11 protein-coding genes are annotated in these 13156 nt (G+C 73.0%); 3 read left to right on the top strand and 8 right to left on the bottom strand.

Annotated features, from left to right (window positions below; all coding sequences use genetic code 11):
* Nucleotides 1-265: 265 nt before the first annotated feature.
* The 3 genes from pdxH (at nucleotide 266) to ACX25U_RS20095 (ending at nucleotide 3336) form a co-directional block, all read left to right on the top strand.
* Nucleotides 266-895, top strand: a complete 630-nt coding sequence (gene pdxH, locus ACX25U_RS20105) for a pyridoxamine 5'-phosphate oxidase (RefSeq protein ID WP_454394378.1) — start codon at nucleotides 266-268, stop codon at nucleotides 893-895.
* Nucleotides 896-988: 93 nt separating this feature from the next.
* Nucleotides 989-1744, top strand: a complete 756-nt coding sequence (locus ACX25U_RS20100) for an SIS domain-containing protein (protein ID WP_454394033.1) — start codon at nucleotides 989-991, stop codon at nucleotides 1742-1744.
* Between the two features lie 152 nt (nucleotides 1745-1896).
* Nucleotides 1897-3336: a PAS domain-containing protein gene (locus ACX25U_RS20095; protein WP_454394031.1), complete on the top strand. Its 1440-nt coding sequence runs from the start codon at nucleotides 1897-1899 to the stop codon at nucleotides 3334-3336.
* Between the two features lie 4 nt (nucleotides 3337-3340).
* Here the strand turns inward: ACX25U_RS20095 and ACX25U_RS20090 are convergent, their stop codons facing one another.
* From ACX25U_RS20090 to ACX25U_RS20055, 8 genes are all read right to left on the bottom strand, one after another.
* Complete coding sequence (locus tag ACX25U_RS20090; protein WP_454394029.1) at nucleotides 3341-3730, bottom strand: RidA family protein; 390 nt, start codon at nucleotides 3728-3730, stop codon at nucleotides 3341-3343.
* Between the two features lie 115 nt (nucleotides 3731-3845).
* Nucleotides 3846-4466: a TetR/AcrR family transcriptional regulator gene (locus tag ACX25U_RS20085; protein ID WP_454394027.1), complete on the bottom strand. Its 621-nt coding sequence runs from the start codon at nucleotides 4464-4466 to the stop codon at nucleotides 3846-3848.
* Nucleotides 4454-5188: an enoyl-CoA hydratase family protein gene (locus tag ACX25U_RS20080; protein ID WP_454394025.1), complete on the bottom strand. Its 735-nt coding sequence runs from the start codon at nucleotides 5186-5188 to the stop codon at nucleotides 4454-4456. The genes ACX25U_RS20085 and ACX25U_RS20080 overlap by 13 nt, the downstream gene beginning before the upstream one ends.
* Nucleotides 5185-6783 (bottom strand): 4-coumarate--CoA ligase family protein, encoded by a 1599-nt coding sequence (locus tag ACX25U_RS20075; RefSeq protein ID WP_454394023.1) that lies wholly within the window; start codon nucleotides 6781-6783, stop codon nucleotides 5185-5187. The genes ACX25U_RS20080 and ACX25U_RS20075 overlap by 4 nt, the downstream gene beginning before the upstream one ends.
* 27 nt (nucleotides 6784-6810) lie before the next feature.
* Nucleotides 6811-8001 carry an acyl-CoA dehydrogenase family protein gene (locus ACX25U_RS20070; protein WP_454394021.1) on the bottom strand — a complete coding sequence of 397 codons (1191 nt, stop codon included), beginning with the start codon at nucleotides 7999-8001 and terminating at the stop codon, nucleotides 6811-6813.
* Entirely contained in the window at nucleotides 7998-9857 is a 1860-nt protein-coding gene (locus ACX25U_RS20065; protein ID WP_454394019.1) for an ATP-binding protein, read from the bottom strand. Before ACX25U_RS20065 ends, ACX25U_RS20070 begins: the two co-directional genes overlap by 4 nt.
* Before the next feature lie 8 nt (nucleotides 9858-9865).
* On the bottom strand, nucleotides 9866-11464 hold the full coding sequence (locus ACX25U_RS20060; RefSeq protein ID WP_454394017.1) for an acyl-CoA carboxylase subunit beta: 1599 nt from the start codon (nucleotides 11462-11464) through the stop codon (nucleotides 9866-9868).
* Entirely contained in the window at nucleotides 11461-13134 is a 1674-nt protein-coding gene (locus ACX25U_RS20055; RefSeq protein WP_454394376.1) for an acyclic terpene utilization AtuA family protein, read from the bottom strand. The genes ACX25U_RS20060 and ACX25U_RS20055 overlap by 4 nt, the downstream gene beginning before the upstream one ends.
* Between the last annotated feature and the right edge of the window lie 22 nt (nucleotides 13135-13156).

Genomic DNA, 13156 nt, shown 5'->3' with positions numbered 1-13156 from the left:
GGGCGTCCGCCGGTCGGGTCCACGGTCGAGACCTGTGACTCGCGGTCCGTGACGGTCACCCCTGTGATGCCCCGTGCCGGTGGCGGTCACCCCACCGGTACGGCAGAAGCACCATAGCCCCGAGTGCCACAGAAGGGGAGACGTACCGGCACTCAGTGCCACCCATTGGCCCGGGGTACCCCGTGGGGATGCCCCGCCGATACGGCAGGATGACCGCGTGACCGACCGAGAAGCCGGCGAAACCGCCCCCTTCGACCTCGCCTCCATGCGCAAGCACTACCGGGAGGAGGGCCTGACCGAGGCCGACCTGGCCGACACCCCCGTGGCCCAGTTCGCCCGCTGGTTCCAGCAGGCCGCCACCGAGGGCCGGCTGTTCGAACCCAACGCCATGGTCGTCTCCACCGCGGACGCCGAGGGCCGGACCAGCTCCCGCACCGTGCTGCTGAAGTCCTTCGACGAGCGGGGTTTCGTCTTCTACACCAACTACGACTCCCGCAAGGCCCGCGACCTCGCCCAGAACCCGTACGTCTCCCTGCTCTTCCCCTGGCACCCGATGGCCCGCCAGGTCATCGTCCAGGGCGTGGCCCGCCGCACCGGCCGCGACGAGACCGCCGCGTACTTCCGCACCCGCCCGCACGGCTCCCAGCTCGGCGCATGGGCCAGCGCCCAGTCCACGGTGATCGCCACGCGCGCGGAGATCGACGCCGCCTACGCCGAACTGGCCGCCCGCTACCCCGAGGGCGAGCAGGTCCCCGTCCCGCCGCACTGGGGCGGCTTCCGGGTCGCCCCGCGGTCGGTGGAGTTCTGGCAGGGCCGCGAGAACCGCCTGCACGACCGCCTGCGGTACGTCGCCGAGCCGGACGGCGGCTGGCGCGTGGAGCGGCTGAGCCCCTGACGCACGCGGTCCCGGGCGCCGTATTGACACCGCTGCGGTCCAGACCTCACCGTGATCCGCGACACACAGCCTCCCCGAAGGGACGGACCGCGCATGAGCGACCGCACGCCGGCCGGCCAGTTCATCGACGCCGCCATCGGCCTGCTCCAGAGGGTCCGCGACGAGGAGGCCGAGGCGATCACCGCCGCCGGGACGCTGCTCGCCGACACCGTGACCGCCGGCGGCCGCCTGTTCGCCTTCGGCGCCGGCCACTCCTCCCTCGCCGCCCAGGACGTCGTCTACCGCGCCGGCGGCCTGGCCCTGATGAACCTCCTCGCCGTCCCCGGCGCCGTCGGCGTCGACGTCATGCCCGCCACCCTCGGCTCCGCCCTGGAACGCGTCGACGGCCTCGCCGCCGCCGTCCTGGACAGCTCCCCCATCCGCTCCGGCGACGCCCTGGTCGTCATCTCGCTGTCCGGCCGCAACGCCCTGCCCGTCGAGATGGCCATGAACGCCCGCGCCCTCGGCGTGCGCGTCATCGGCGTGACCTCGGTGGCCTACGTCACCGAGACCACCTCCCGGCACGCCTCGGGGACGTACCTGAGGGACCACTGCGACATCGTCCTCGACTCCAAGATCGCGGTCGGCGACGCCGAACTCACCCTCGACACCGTCGCGGCCCCCTTCGCCCCCGCCTCCACCGTCGTCACCACCGCCCTCCTCCAGGCAGTCCTGGCCACCACCGCGACCACCCTCGCCGAACGCGGCACCGAACCCCCGCTGCTCCGCTCCGGCAACGTCGACGGCGGCCACGAGTGGAACAGCCGCGTCTTCGACCAGTACGCGGACCGGATCTTCTACCGGCGCTGACGGCGCACGGAAACGTCCGCGGAATTTCCGCGGACAACAATTCCTTCGATGTTGTGGGAACCCGGTGTGTGCTGGGTCACGTTCAAGTTGAATGACAGCCAGTGAGTGAACCGACGCGCCGTACGTGCGGACGCAGCCTGCAGGGGGTCCAGGTGAGTGCTTCCCGGCGTAGTGGGGCCACCGACGAGCTCGGGCCGGACGAGCCCGAGCCGGAGCGGGACGGTCCGCGGGGCCCGGACTGCCCCGACAGCCATGACGGCTCCGATCTGCTCGCCGCCCTCCTCGACGGCATGGACGCCGCGCTGTGCGCCTTCGACGCCGACGGCGTCGTCACCCACTGGAACCGCGAGGCCGAGCGCATCCTCGGCTGGACCGCGGCCGAGGCCGTCGGCCGGCACGGGCTGACCGGATGGGCCGTACGCAGCGCGGACGCCGAGGAGGTCGAGAGGCGGCTGATGGCCGCCATGCACGCCCCCGGACGGCAGGTGCACGAGTTCGCGCTGCTCACCAAGGACGGCGGCCGCGTACTCGTACGCACCCAGTCCGCGGCCGTGCACGGACCCGACGGCAAGCCCGCCGGCCTGTACTGCGCCTTCAGCGAGGTGCACGCGCAGATCGACCTGGAGCGGTCCATCGCACTCAGCGAGGCCCTGTTCGAGGACGCCTCCTGGGGTGTCGTCCTGGTCGACGCCGACCTGCGGCCCGCCGTCGTCAACGCCCACGCCGCCCGCGCCTTCGGCACCGGCCGCACGGCGGTCCTCGGCCGGCCCCTCGGCGAACTGCTCTCCCAGGGCGTCGAGGAACTCGAGAGCGCGCTCACCCACGTCCTCGCGGAGGGTACCCCGCCCGCCCCCGCCGAGATCCGGGTGAGCGTACGCGCCCCGGAGGGCGACAAGCGGCGCTGCTGGCGCAGCGGATTCGTCCGGCTCGCCTCACCGCTCGCGGAGGAACCGGTGCCGCTCGGCGTCGCCTGGCTCTTCGTCGACGTCACCGAGGCCAAGCAGGCCGAACAGGAGGCGGCCCTGCTGCGGTTCCGCACCAACCAGCTGCACCGGGGCGCCCGCGCCGCCGCCGAGTGCGAGGATCCCGCCGAGGCCGCCACCGTCCACCTCGACTTCGCCCTCGCCGGCTTCGCCGACCACGCCCTGATCGACCGCGTGGCAGGCGGCACCGCCCCGCCCGACGACGCGACCCCGGCCCCGGTCCGGCTGGTACGCATCGCGGCCACCCCCTCCGGCGGCCTCGGCCCCAGCCTGCTCACCGGCCGGGCCGGACTGCCCGTCCGCTACACCGAAGGCCACCCCGCCCTGCAGTGCATCGACCGCATCGGCTCCGTACGGGCCACCGTCGGCACCGCCCCATCCGAACGGGCACGCGAATGGGCCGAGGCCCGCCAGTGGCCCCCCGACGCCGTGCACGCCCTGTGCACGGTCCTCCGCAGCCGCGGCCGCACCCTCGGCGTGGTCACCTTCCTACGAGCCGCCGGCCGCGCGCCCTTCGAACGCCCCGACGCGGCCTACGCCGAGGACGTGGCCCTGCGCATCGCGACCGACCTGGACCTGGCGGGCCTGCTGGAGAACGGGCGAACCTGAGAGGTCAGGCAGCCCGCCTACGGGCGTACACCTCGATCTCGATCTTCATCTTCGGGTCCGCCAGCCCGCACACCATCATCGTCGCCGCCGGCCGCACCTCACCGAACACCCGCCGCAGCACAGGCCAGCACGGCTCGAAGTCCTCCCGCACGGGCAGCAGATACCGCACCCGCACCACGTCCTCGAACCCGCACCCGGCCTCCGCCAACGCGGCCCCGATGTTCCGCAGACACCGCTCCGCCTGCTCCACCACGTCCTCGGAGATCGTCATCGTCGCGTAGTCGTACCCGGTCGTCCCCGACACGTGCACCCACTCCCCGTCGACCACGGCCCGCGCATACCCGATCCGCTCCTCGAACACCGACCCACTGAGAACCGCACGTCGCTCCGTCATGCGCCGAACGGTAAGCGGTCAATGACCTCCGGCGGTAAGTCAGCGTGTCCAGGGGCACGCAGTCGCCGGGGTTTGGCGTTGTGAACGTCGTTTCGCGGCCATCCCGGGGCTCGGCTCAGCCCAGCGCCTGCTCCAGCAGGGCCGTCCACTGGGTCACGACGCGCTCGCGGCGGGCGGTGTCGTCGGTGAGGAGGTTGGCGAGGCCCAGGCCGCGGGCCATGTCGAGGAAGCCCTGGACGGTTTCGCGCGCGCCGGGGCGGGACTCGTCCGCGCCCAGCAGCTCGACCGCTATGCGGTGGGTCTCGCGGCCCACGCGGGCCTCCAGCTCGGTGACGCGGGGGCGCAGCTGGTCCTCGTTGGAGGCGGCCACCCACAGGTGGAGGGCGGCGCGGAAGAGAGGGCCGGTGTAGAGGTCGACGAGGGCGGCGACCACGGCACGCCGGTCGCCGGCCGCGCCCTGGGGGAACAGGGCGCGCAGGGCGGTGGACCGTTCCTCGGCGACGTACTCGACGGCGGCGGTGAACAGGTCCTCGCGGGTGGGGAAGTGGTGCTGGACGGCCCCGCGGGAGACTCCGGCGCGTTCGGCGACGACGAACACCGTGGAGCCGGCCCAGCCGTGTTCGGCGAGGCAGTCCACGGCGGACTGCAGGAGCCGCTGCCGAGTGACCCGGCTGCGGTCCTGTTTGGGGACGCGTTCGGCGCGGTCCGCGCGGTCCTGTGTGGTCACACCGCCCATTCCGGATCCCGTCGTTCGAGGAAGGCCGTCATGCCCTCGCGCGCCTGCGCGGAGGAGAACAGCCGGGCCGAGAGCGCGGTCAGGTCGGCCGCGTCCCGGTCGAAGGCTTCCAGCACCCTAGCCGTGAGCAGCCGTTTCGTCTCGGCCAGGGCCTGGGGGGAGGAGCGGCGCAGGCCGTCGAGCACCGGCTCCAGTACGGCGTCGACGTCGTCCCCCGCCACCGTCACCAGGCCGGTCCGGGCTGCCTCGGTCGCGTCGAAGCGTTCCCCGGTGAGGTAGTGGCGGGCCAGGGCGCGCGGGTCGGTGCGGGGCAGGAGCGGCAGGGAGACGACCGCGGGGGCGACCCCGATGCGTACCTCGGTGAACGCAAAGGTCGCCTGGTGCGAGGCGGCCGCGATGTCGCAGGCGGCGAGCAGGCCCAGGCCGCCCGCGCGGACGTGTCCGGTGACGCGGGCGACGACCGGCTTGGGCAGCTCGACGATCTGCCGCAGCAGGCCGACCAGGGCGTCCGGGTCGGGAGGGTCGCGCAGGTCGGCGCCCGCGCTGAAGGTGTTGCCGGTGTGGGTGAGGACGACCGCGCGGACCTCGCCGTCCTCCGCGCAGTCGGCCAGCGCGTCCGTGAGTTCGCCGACGAGCGCCGCCGACAGGGCGTTGCGGTTGTCCGGCGAGTCCAGGCTGAGCGTTTCGACGGCACGCGCGCGCGTGCGTCCGATCGACGTCACTGCGCCTCCTTCGGTTCCCGCTGCTGCTCCCGCAGGTCCCTCAGCTCCCGCCGCAGGATCTTCCCGGAGGCGGCGCGGGGCACCGCGTCGAGGAAGGTGACGTGCCGGACGCGCTTGTAGGGGGCGACGCGCTCGGCGACGTACATCATGACCTCCCCTCCGGAGAGGTCACCGGCGGCCGTCCGGCGCACCACGTACGCGTGCGGCACTTCGTTGCCGTCGTCGTTGTGGACGCCGATGACGGCGGCGTCCACGATGTCCGGGTGGGTGAGCAGCAGGGCCTCCAGTTCGGCGGGCGCCACCTGGAAGCCCTTGTACTTGATCAGCTCCTTGACCCGGTCGACGACGAACAGCCAGCCGTCGCGGTCGACGTGTCCGACGTCGCCGGTGTGCAGCCAGCCGTCGGTGTCGATCATCGCGGCGGTGGCGTCGGGCCGGCCGAGGTAGCCCTTCATCACCTGCGGTCCGCGGATCAGGATCTCGCCGGGTTCGCCGGCGCCGAGGTCCTTGCCGGGGTCGGTGAGGGAGACGACGCGCATCTCGGTTCCGGCGATCAGCCTGCCGACCGTGCCGGGCGGCGCCTCGCGCATGGCGTCCAGGGGGACGACGTGGGTGCCCGGGGACAGCTCCGTCATGCCGTAGGCCTGGCCCACCGGCGGCAGGCCGAGCCGCTGGGAGCAGGCCGCCGCCAGCCTGGCGTCCAGCGGTGCCGCCGCGCTGATGATGTACTTCAGCGACGACAGGTCGTACCGGGCCACCGCGGGGTGCTTGGCGAGGGCGAGGACGATCGGCGGGGCCACGTACAGGCCGGTGATGCGGTGGTCCTGGATGGCCGCGAGGAAGGTCTCCAGTTCGAAGCGGGGCAGGACGACGACGGTGGCGCCCTGCCTCAGCGGCGCGTTCATCAGGGCCGTGAGCCCGTAGATGTGGAAAAGCGGCAGCACGGCGAGGATCCGGTCGCCGGGCCCGGCCGTGATCGCGGGTTCGAGCTGCGCGAGGTTGGTGGCGATCTGCCGGTGGGTGAGCATCACGCCCTTGGGGATGCCGGTGGTCCCCGAGGAGTACGGCAGCGCCGCCACGTCCTCGGCCGGGTCGATGCCGACGGCCGGCTCGGGCGCGGCGGAGCCGAGCATGTCGATGATCGAGCGGTGTCCGGGTGCGCTGTCGCAGACGAGGATCTCCTCGACCCCGCCCGCGAGTTCGGCGGCCCGGCGCGCCGTCTCCAGCAGCGGGGACACCGTCACGATCCAGCGGGCCGCGGAGTCCTTCAGCTGCTTGGCGAACTCCTCGGGCATGGCGAGCGGGTGCACGGTGGTGACCGAGGCACCCGCGCGCGTGGCGGCGTAGAAGGCCACGGGGAAGGACACCGTGTTCGGGCTGTGCAGGGCGAGGACGTCGCCCTTGCGTACACCGGTCTCGGCCAGCGCGGCGGCGATACGCCGGTGGAAGCGGTCCACCTGCTCGTAGGTGAGGGTGGTGCCGTCCGTGCCGTCGATCAGCGCGGGGGCGTCGCCGAATCGGGCCGCGTGGCCCAGCACGGCCTCGTGGATGGGCAGTTCTACGACCGTGACGTCTGCGTACTCGCTGCGGAACACGTTCCTCCTCGCACGCCGGCGGGCGTCTCAGTACGACTTGGGCAGGCCCAGGCTCTGGTGGGAGACGTAGTTGAGAATCATCTCCCGGCTCACCGGAGCAATACGAGTCACGCGCGCGGCCGTTATCAACGAGGCGAGCCCGAATTCGCGCGTGAGGCCGTTGCCGCCCAGGGTGTGCACGGCCTGGTCGACGGCCCTCACGCAGGCCTCCCCGGCCGCGTACTTGGCCATGTTGGCGGCCTCGCCCGCGCCCACGTCGTCCCCGGTGTCGTACAGGTGGGCGGCCTTCTGCGTCATCAGGCGGGCGAGTTCGAGGTCGATGTGGGCCTGGGCGAGCGGGTGGGCGATGGCCTGGTGGGCGCCGATGGGGGTCTTCCAGACGGTGCGTTCACGCGCGTACTCCACGGCCCGGGCGAGCGCGTAGCGGCCCATGCCGATCGCGAAGGCGGCCGTCATGACGCGCTCGGGGTTGAGCCCGGCGAACAGGTGCAGCAGGCCCGCGTCCTCTCCCCCACTGCCGAAAGCGGGGGAGGGACCCCCACCGACGAGCGCGTCGGCGGGCAGCCGTACGTCGTCCAGGACGAGCTCGAACTGCTTCTCGGCGGCGTTCAGTTCCATGTCGATGGGCCGCCGCTGGAAGCCCTCGGCGTCCGGCGGGACGATGAACAGGCAGGGCTTGAGGCGGCCGGTGCGTGTGTCCTCCGTGCGGCCGACGATCAGTACGGCGTCGGCGATGTCGACACCGGATATGAACACCTTGCGGCCGGTGAGCAGCCAGTTCTCGCCGTCGCGGCGGGCGGTGGTGGTGATGCGGTGGGAGTTGGAGCCGGCGTCGGGCTCGGTGATGCCGAAGGCCATGGTGCGGGTGCCGTCGGCGAGTCCGGGCAGCCAGGCGCGTTTTTGCTCCTCGGTGCCGAAGCGGGCGATGACGGTGCCGCAGATGGCGGGTGAGACGACCAGCATCATCAGCGGGCAGCCGGCGGCGCCGAGTTCTTCGAGGACGATCGCGAGTTCGGCGATGCCGCCGCCTCCGCCTCCGTACTCCTCGGGGAGGTTGACGCCGAGGTAGCCGAGTTTGCCCGCCTCGGCCCACAGTTCGGCGGGGTGGCGGCCCTCGGCGACGGTCCGGGTGAGGTACTCGCGCCCGTAGCGCCTGCCGAGCGCGGCGACGGCGGCGCGCAGGGCCTTGTGTTCGTCGGTTTCCAGCGTGGCGCTCACTGATCCTCCTGGTGTGCCTCTACGACGGCGAGCAGGGCACCGACCTCGACCTGGCGGCCGGGGGCGGCGTGCAGGGCGCTGAGCGTCCCTGTGACGGGCGCGGAGATCCGGTGTTCCATCTTCATCGCCTCCAGCCACAGCAGCGGCTCTCCGGCCCGTACGGCGGCTCCTACGGCCAGCCCGTCGGCGACGCGGACGACGGTGCCGGGCATGGGGGCGAGCAGCGAGCCGGGGGCGCGCTGGGCGGCGGGGTCGGGGAAGCGGGGCAGGGCGGTGAGGGCGGAGCCGCCCACGTACACCTGGTCGCCGTAGCGGGCCACCTCGAACTTCCGCCGCACGCCGTCCGCTTCGAGTACGACCCGGCACGCGTCCGCGTGCACCACGCGCACCCCGTCGGCGTCGGCGGCGAGACCCGCGCGCGTGTGCCGGTAGCGCACCTCGTGCTCCTCGCCCGCCATCAGGTACCGCTTGACCTGCGGCTGCGAGGGCACGTTGCGCCACCCGCCGAACCGGGAGCGGCCGTGTGCGTCGGCGAGCGCGGCGGCCAGCGGGGCGTACGGGTCGGGGGCGGGCCGGGTGAGTTCGGCGAGGTGGCGGTCGTAGAAGCCGGTGTCCATACGGCCGCTTGCGAACTCCTGGTGCCGCAGGGAGCGGACGAGCAGGTCCCGGTTGGTGACCGGACCGTGCACGGCCGCCCGCTCCAGCGCACCGGCCAGCTTGCGGACCGCCTCCGCGCGCGTGCGTGCGTGGGCGACGACCTTGGCCAGCATCGGGTCGTAGTGGACGCCGATCGTGTCGCCGTCGGTGCAGCCCGTGTCCAGACGTACGCCGGCGGGGACGGCGAGGCGGTGCAGGGTGCCGGTCTGCGGGGCCCAGTCGCGGGCCGGGTCCTCGGCGTACAGGCGGGCCTCGATGGCGTGCCCACGCGCGCGTGGCGGATCGGTGTCCAGGGCGTGGCCCTCGGCGACACGGATCTGCAGGGCGACCAGATCGACACCGAACACGGCCTCTGTCACGGGGTGTTCGACCTGGAGGCGGGTGTTCGTCTCCAGGAAGTGCGCCCGGCCGTCGGCCACCAGGAACTCGACGGTGCCGGCCCCGATGTAGTCGACGGCGCGCGCGGCCCGTACGGCCAGCTCCCGCAGCTCCCGGTCGAGCTCCCCGGAGAGTCCGGGTGCCGGGGCCTCCTCGATGACCTTCTGGTGGCGGCGCTGGAGGGAGCAGTCGCGGGTGCCGAGCGTCCACACGGTGCCGTGGGTGTCGGCGAGGATCTGAACTTCGACGTGCCGCCCGCCCTCCACGTACGGCTCGACGAAGACCTCGCCGTCCCCGAAGGCGCTCGTCGCCTCCGCGCGCGCGGCGGCCAGCTCGCCGTCCAGGTCCGCGAGGCGCCGTACGATCCGCATCCCGCGCCCGCCGCCACCCGCGGACGCCTTCACCAGCACCGGCAGGTCGGCCTCGGTGACGTCCCGCAGGGGCCGGATGCCCATGAGCTCCTTGGCGCGGGTCTTGGACGCCATCGCCTCGATGGCCTCCGGAGGCGGCCCGATCCAGACCAGGCCCGCGTCCAGGACGGCACGGGCGAAGTCGGCGTTCTCGGACAGGAAGCCGTAGCCGGGGTGGACGGCGTCCGCGCCGGCCGCGATCGCCGCCTTCACGATCAGGTCGTCGCGCAGATACGTCTCGGCGGGCGTCACCCCCGGCAGTCGTACCGCCGCGTCGGCCACGCGCGCGTGCAGGGCGCCCTCGTCGGCGTCCGAGTGCACGGCGACCGTGCGGATGCCCAGTTCGCCGCAGGTGCGGAAGACGCGGCAGGCGATCTCGCCCCGGTTGGCGACAAGTACCGTCGAAATCACGTGAGCCCTCACATCCGGAAGACGCCGAAGCCGCCGCGCGCGCCCTCGTAGGGTGCGGTGTGGACGGCGGAGAGGCACAGGCCGAGGACGGTGCGGGTGTCGCGCGGGTCGATGACGCCGTCGTCGTAGAGCCGCCCGGACAGGAACATCGGCAGCGACTCGGACTCGATCTGCTGTTCCACCATCGTCCGCAGTGCCGTGTCGGCCTCCTCGTCGTACGGCCGCCCCTTCGCCGCCGCCGACTGCCGGGCGACTATCGACAGCACGCCCGCGAGCTGCTGCGGGCCCATGACGGCGGACTTGGCGCTGGGCCAGGCGAACAGGAAGCGCGGATCGTAGGCCCGTCCGCACATGCCGTAGTGCCCGGCGCCGTAGGAGGCGCCCATGAGGACGGAGAGGTGCGGCACCCGCGAGTTGGACACCGCGTTGATCATCATGGCACCGTGCTTGATGATGCCGCCCTGCTCGTATTCGCGGCCGACCATGTAGCCGGTGGTGTTGTGCAGGAAGATCAGCGGGATGTCGCGCTGGTTGGCGAGCTGGATGAACTGGGCCGCCTTCTGCGACTCCTCGCTGAACAGCACGCCCCGGGCGTTGGCGAGGATGCCGACGGGGTAGCCGTGCAGGGTGGCCCAGCCGGTGGCGAGGCTCGTCCCGTACAGCGGCTTGAACTCGTCGAAGTCGGAGGCGTCGACGATCCGGGCGATGACCTCGCGGGGGTCGAAGGGGATCTTCAGATCGCCGGGAACGACGCCGAGAAGCTCCTCGTTGTCGTATTCGGGCGGTTCTGCGACGGGGGGATCGGGGTGGGCTTTCCGGTGGTTGAGGCGGGCGACGACGCGGCGTGCCTGCCTGAGGGCGTCGCGCTCGTCGACGGCGAAGTAGTCGGCGAGACCGGACACGCGTGCGTGCATCTCGGCGCCGCCCAGCGACTCGTCGTCGCTCTCCTCGCCGGTCGCCATCCTCACCAGGGGCGGCCCGCCGAGGAACACCTTGGCGCGCTCCTTGACCATGATCACGTGGTCGGACATGCCGGGGATGTAGGCGCCCCCGGCGGTGGAGTTGCCGAAGACGACGGCGACGGTCGGGATGCCGGCCGCCGACAGCCGGGTCAGGTCCCGGAAGACGGCGCCCCCGGGGATGAAGATCTCCTTCTGGGAGGGCAGGTCGGCGCCGCCCGACTCGACGAGGCTGACGCAGGGCAGCCGGTTGGCGAGCGCGATGTCGTTGGCCCGCAGCGCCTTCTTCAGGCTCCACGGGTTGCTGGCGCCGCCGCGCACGGTCGGGTCGTTGGCGGTGATCAGGCACTCCACGCCCTCCACCACGCCGATCCCGGTCACGAGCGAGGCGCCCACCGTGTGGTCGCTGCCCCAGGCGGCCAGCGGCGACAGCTCCAGGAACGGCGTGTCGGGGTCGAGCAGCAGCTCGATCCGCTCCCGCGCGAGCAGCTTGCCGCGCCGCCGGTGCCGCTCGACGTACTTCACGCCGCCGCCCGCGAGCGCCTTGGCGTGCTCGGCCTCCAGATCGGCGAGCTTGGCGAGCATGGCCTCGCGGTTGGCCCGGTAGTCGGGGGAGCCGGTGTCCAGGGCGGAGGAAAGGACCGTCACAGCAGGGCCTCCGGGATGTCCAGGTGGCGGGAGCGCAGCCATTCGCCGAGCGCCTTGGCCTGCGGGTCGAACCGGTGCCGGGCGGCGACTCCCTCGCCGAGGATCTGCTCGACGACGAAGTTCAGGGCGCGCAGACGGGGCAGGACGTGCCGGGTGACGGGCAGCGCACGGCTCTCGGGGATCAGCTGCCGGAACCGGTCGACGGTCAGCTCGTGCACGAGCCACCGCCAGCCGTCCTCCGACCGCACCCACACCCCGACGTTGGCGTCCCCGCCCTTGTCCCCGCTGCGGGCCCCGGCGACGAGTCCGAGCGGGACACGCCGCGTGGGACCGTCCGGAAGGGGCTCGGGCAGGGGCGGCTCCGGTACGTCCTCGAGCACGCGCGTGTCCTGGGCCGGCGGCACGGCGATACGGCGGCCGTCGTGGAGGACGGCCACATGATCGACGGCGCCCGGGGGGATGTACGCGGCCTCGAAGACGCCGTAGGGCGCGCCCTTCCCGGGAGGCGCGAGCACATGGAAGCCGGGATACCCGGCGAGCGCCAGCTCCACGGCGGCCCCGCTGAACGCCCGGCCCACGGCCTGGGGGTCCCGGTCCCGTACGACCAGCCGGAGCAGCGCGCTCGCCGTCTCCTGGGTGCAGGCGTCGGCCCGGTCGGTGCGCACGAGATCCCAGCGCACCTCTTCCGGAGGTGACGTGGCGGCCCCGAGGGCGTCCTCCGTCTGCCGCCTGACCAGCTCGGCCTTGCGCTCGATGTCGAGTCCGGTGAGCACGAAGGTGACCTCGTTGCGGAAGCCGCCGAGGCGGTTGAGCCCGACCTTGAGGGTGGGCGGCGGGGCCTCCCCGCGCACGCCCTCGATACGCACCCGGTCGGGCCCGTCCTGGCTGAGCCGTACGGTGTCCAGCCGCGCCGTGACGTCGGGCCCGGCATACCGCGCACCGCTCGTCTCGTACAGCAGCTGGGCGGTCACCGTGCCCACCTCCACGACACCACCGGTGCCGGGGTGCTTGGTGATGACACAGCTGCCGTCCTCGTGGATCTCGGCGACCGGGAAGCCGGGGCGGCGCAGCCGTTCGAGGGCGTGGTCGGTGAAGAACGCGTAGTTGCCGCCGGTGGCCTGGGCGCCGCACTCCAGCACGTGCCCGGCGACGACGGCGCCCGCGAGCCGGTCGTACTCCTGCGGCCGCCAGCCGAAGTGGGCGGCGGCGGGCCCGGTCACCAGGGCCGCGTCGGTGACCCGGCCGGTGACGACCACGTCGGCGCCCGCGCGCAGGCACGCGGCGATCCCGAAGCCGCCGAGATAGGCGTGGGCGGCGAGGCTGCCGGTGGGGGTTCCCCCTGCTCGAGCGGAGCCGAGAGCTTGGGGGAGGCCGGCGGTGAGGTCGTCGCCCTCGACGTGGGCGACCCGCACCGCAACACCGAGCCGCTCGGCCAGCTCCCGCACCCGCTCGGCGAGCCCGGCCGGATTGAGCCCGCCGGCGTTGGTGACGATCCGCACGCCCCGCTCGTGCGCGAGCCCGAGGCACTCCTCCAGCTGCCGCAGGAAGGTGCGGGCGTACCCGGCCGCCGGGTCCTTCAGCCGGTCCCGGCCCAGGATCAGCATGGTCAGTTCGGCGAGGTAGTCCCCTGTGAGGACGTCCAGCTCACCGCCGGTGAGCATCTCGCGCATGGCGTCGAAACGGTCGCCGTAG

Source organism: Streptomyces sp. JNUCC 63 (assembly GCF_054366325.1).
The sequence above is the reverse complement of the archived record's forward strand: the minus strand, read 5'-3'. Positions and strand labels throughout refer to the sequence as shown.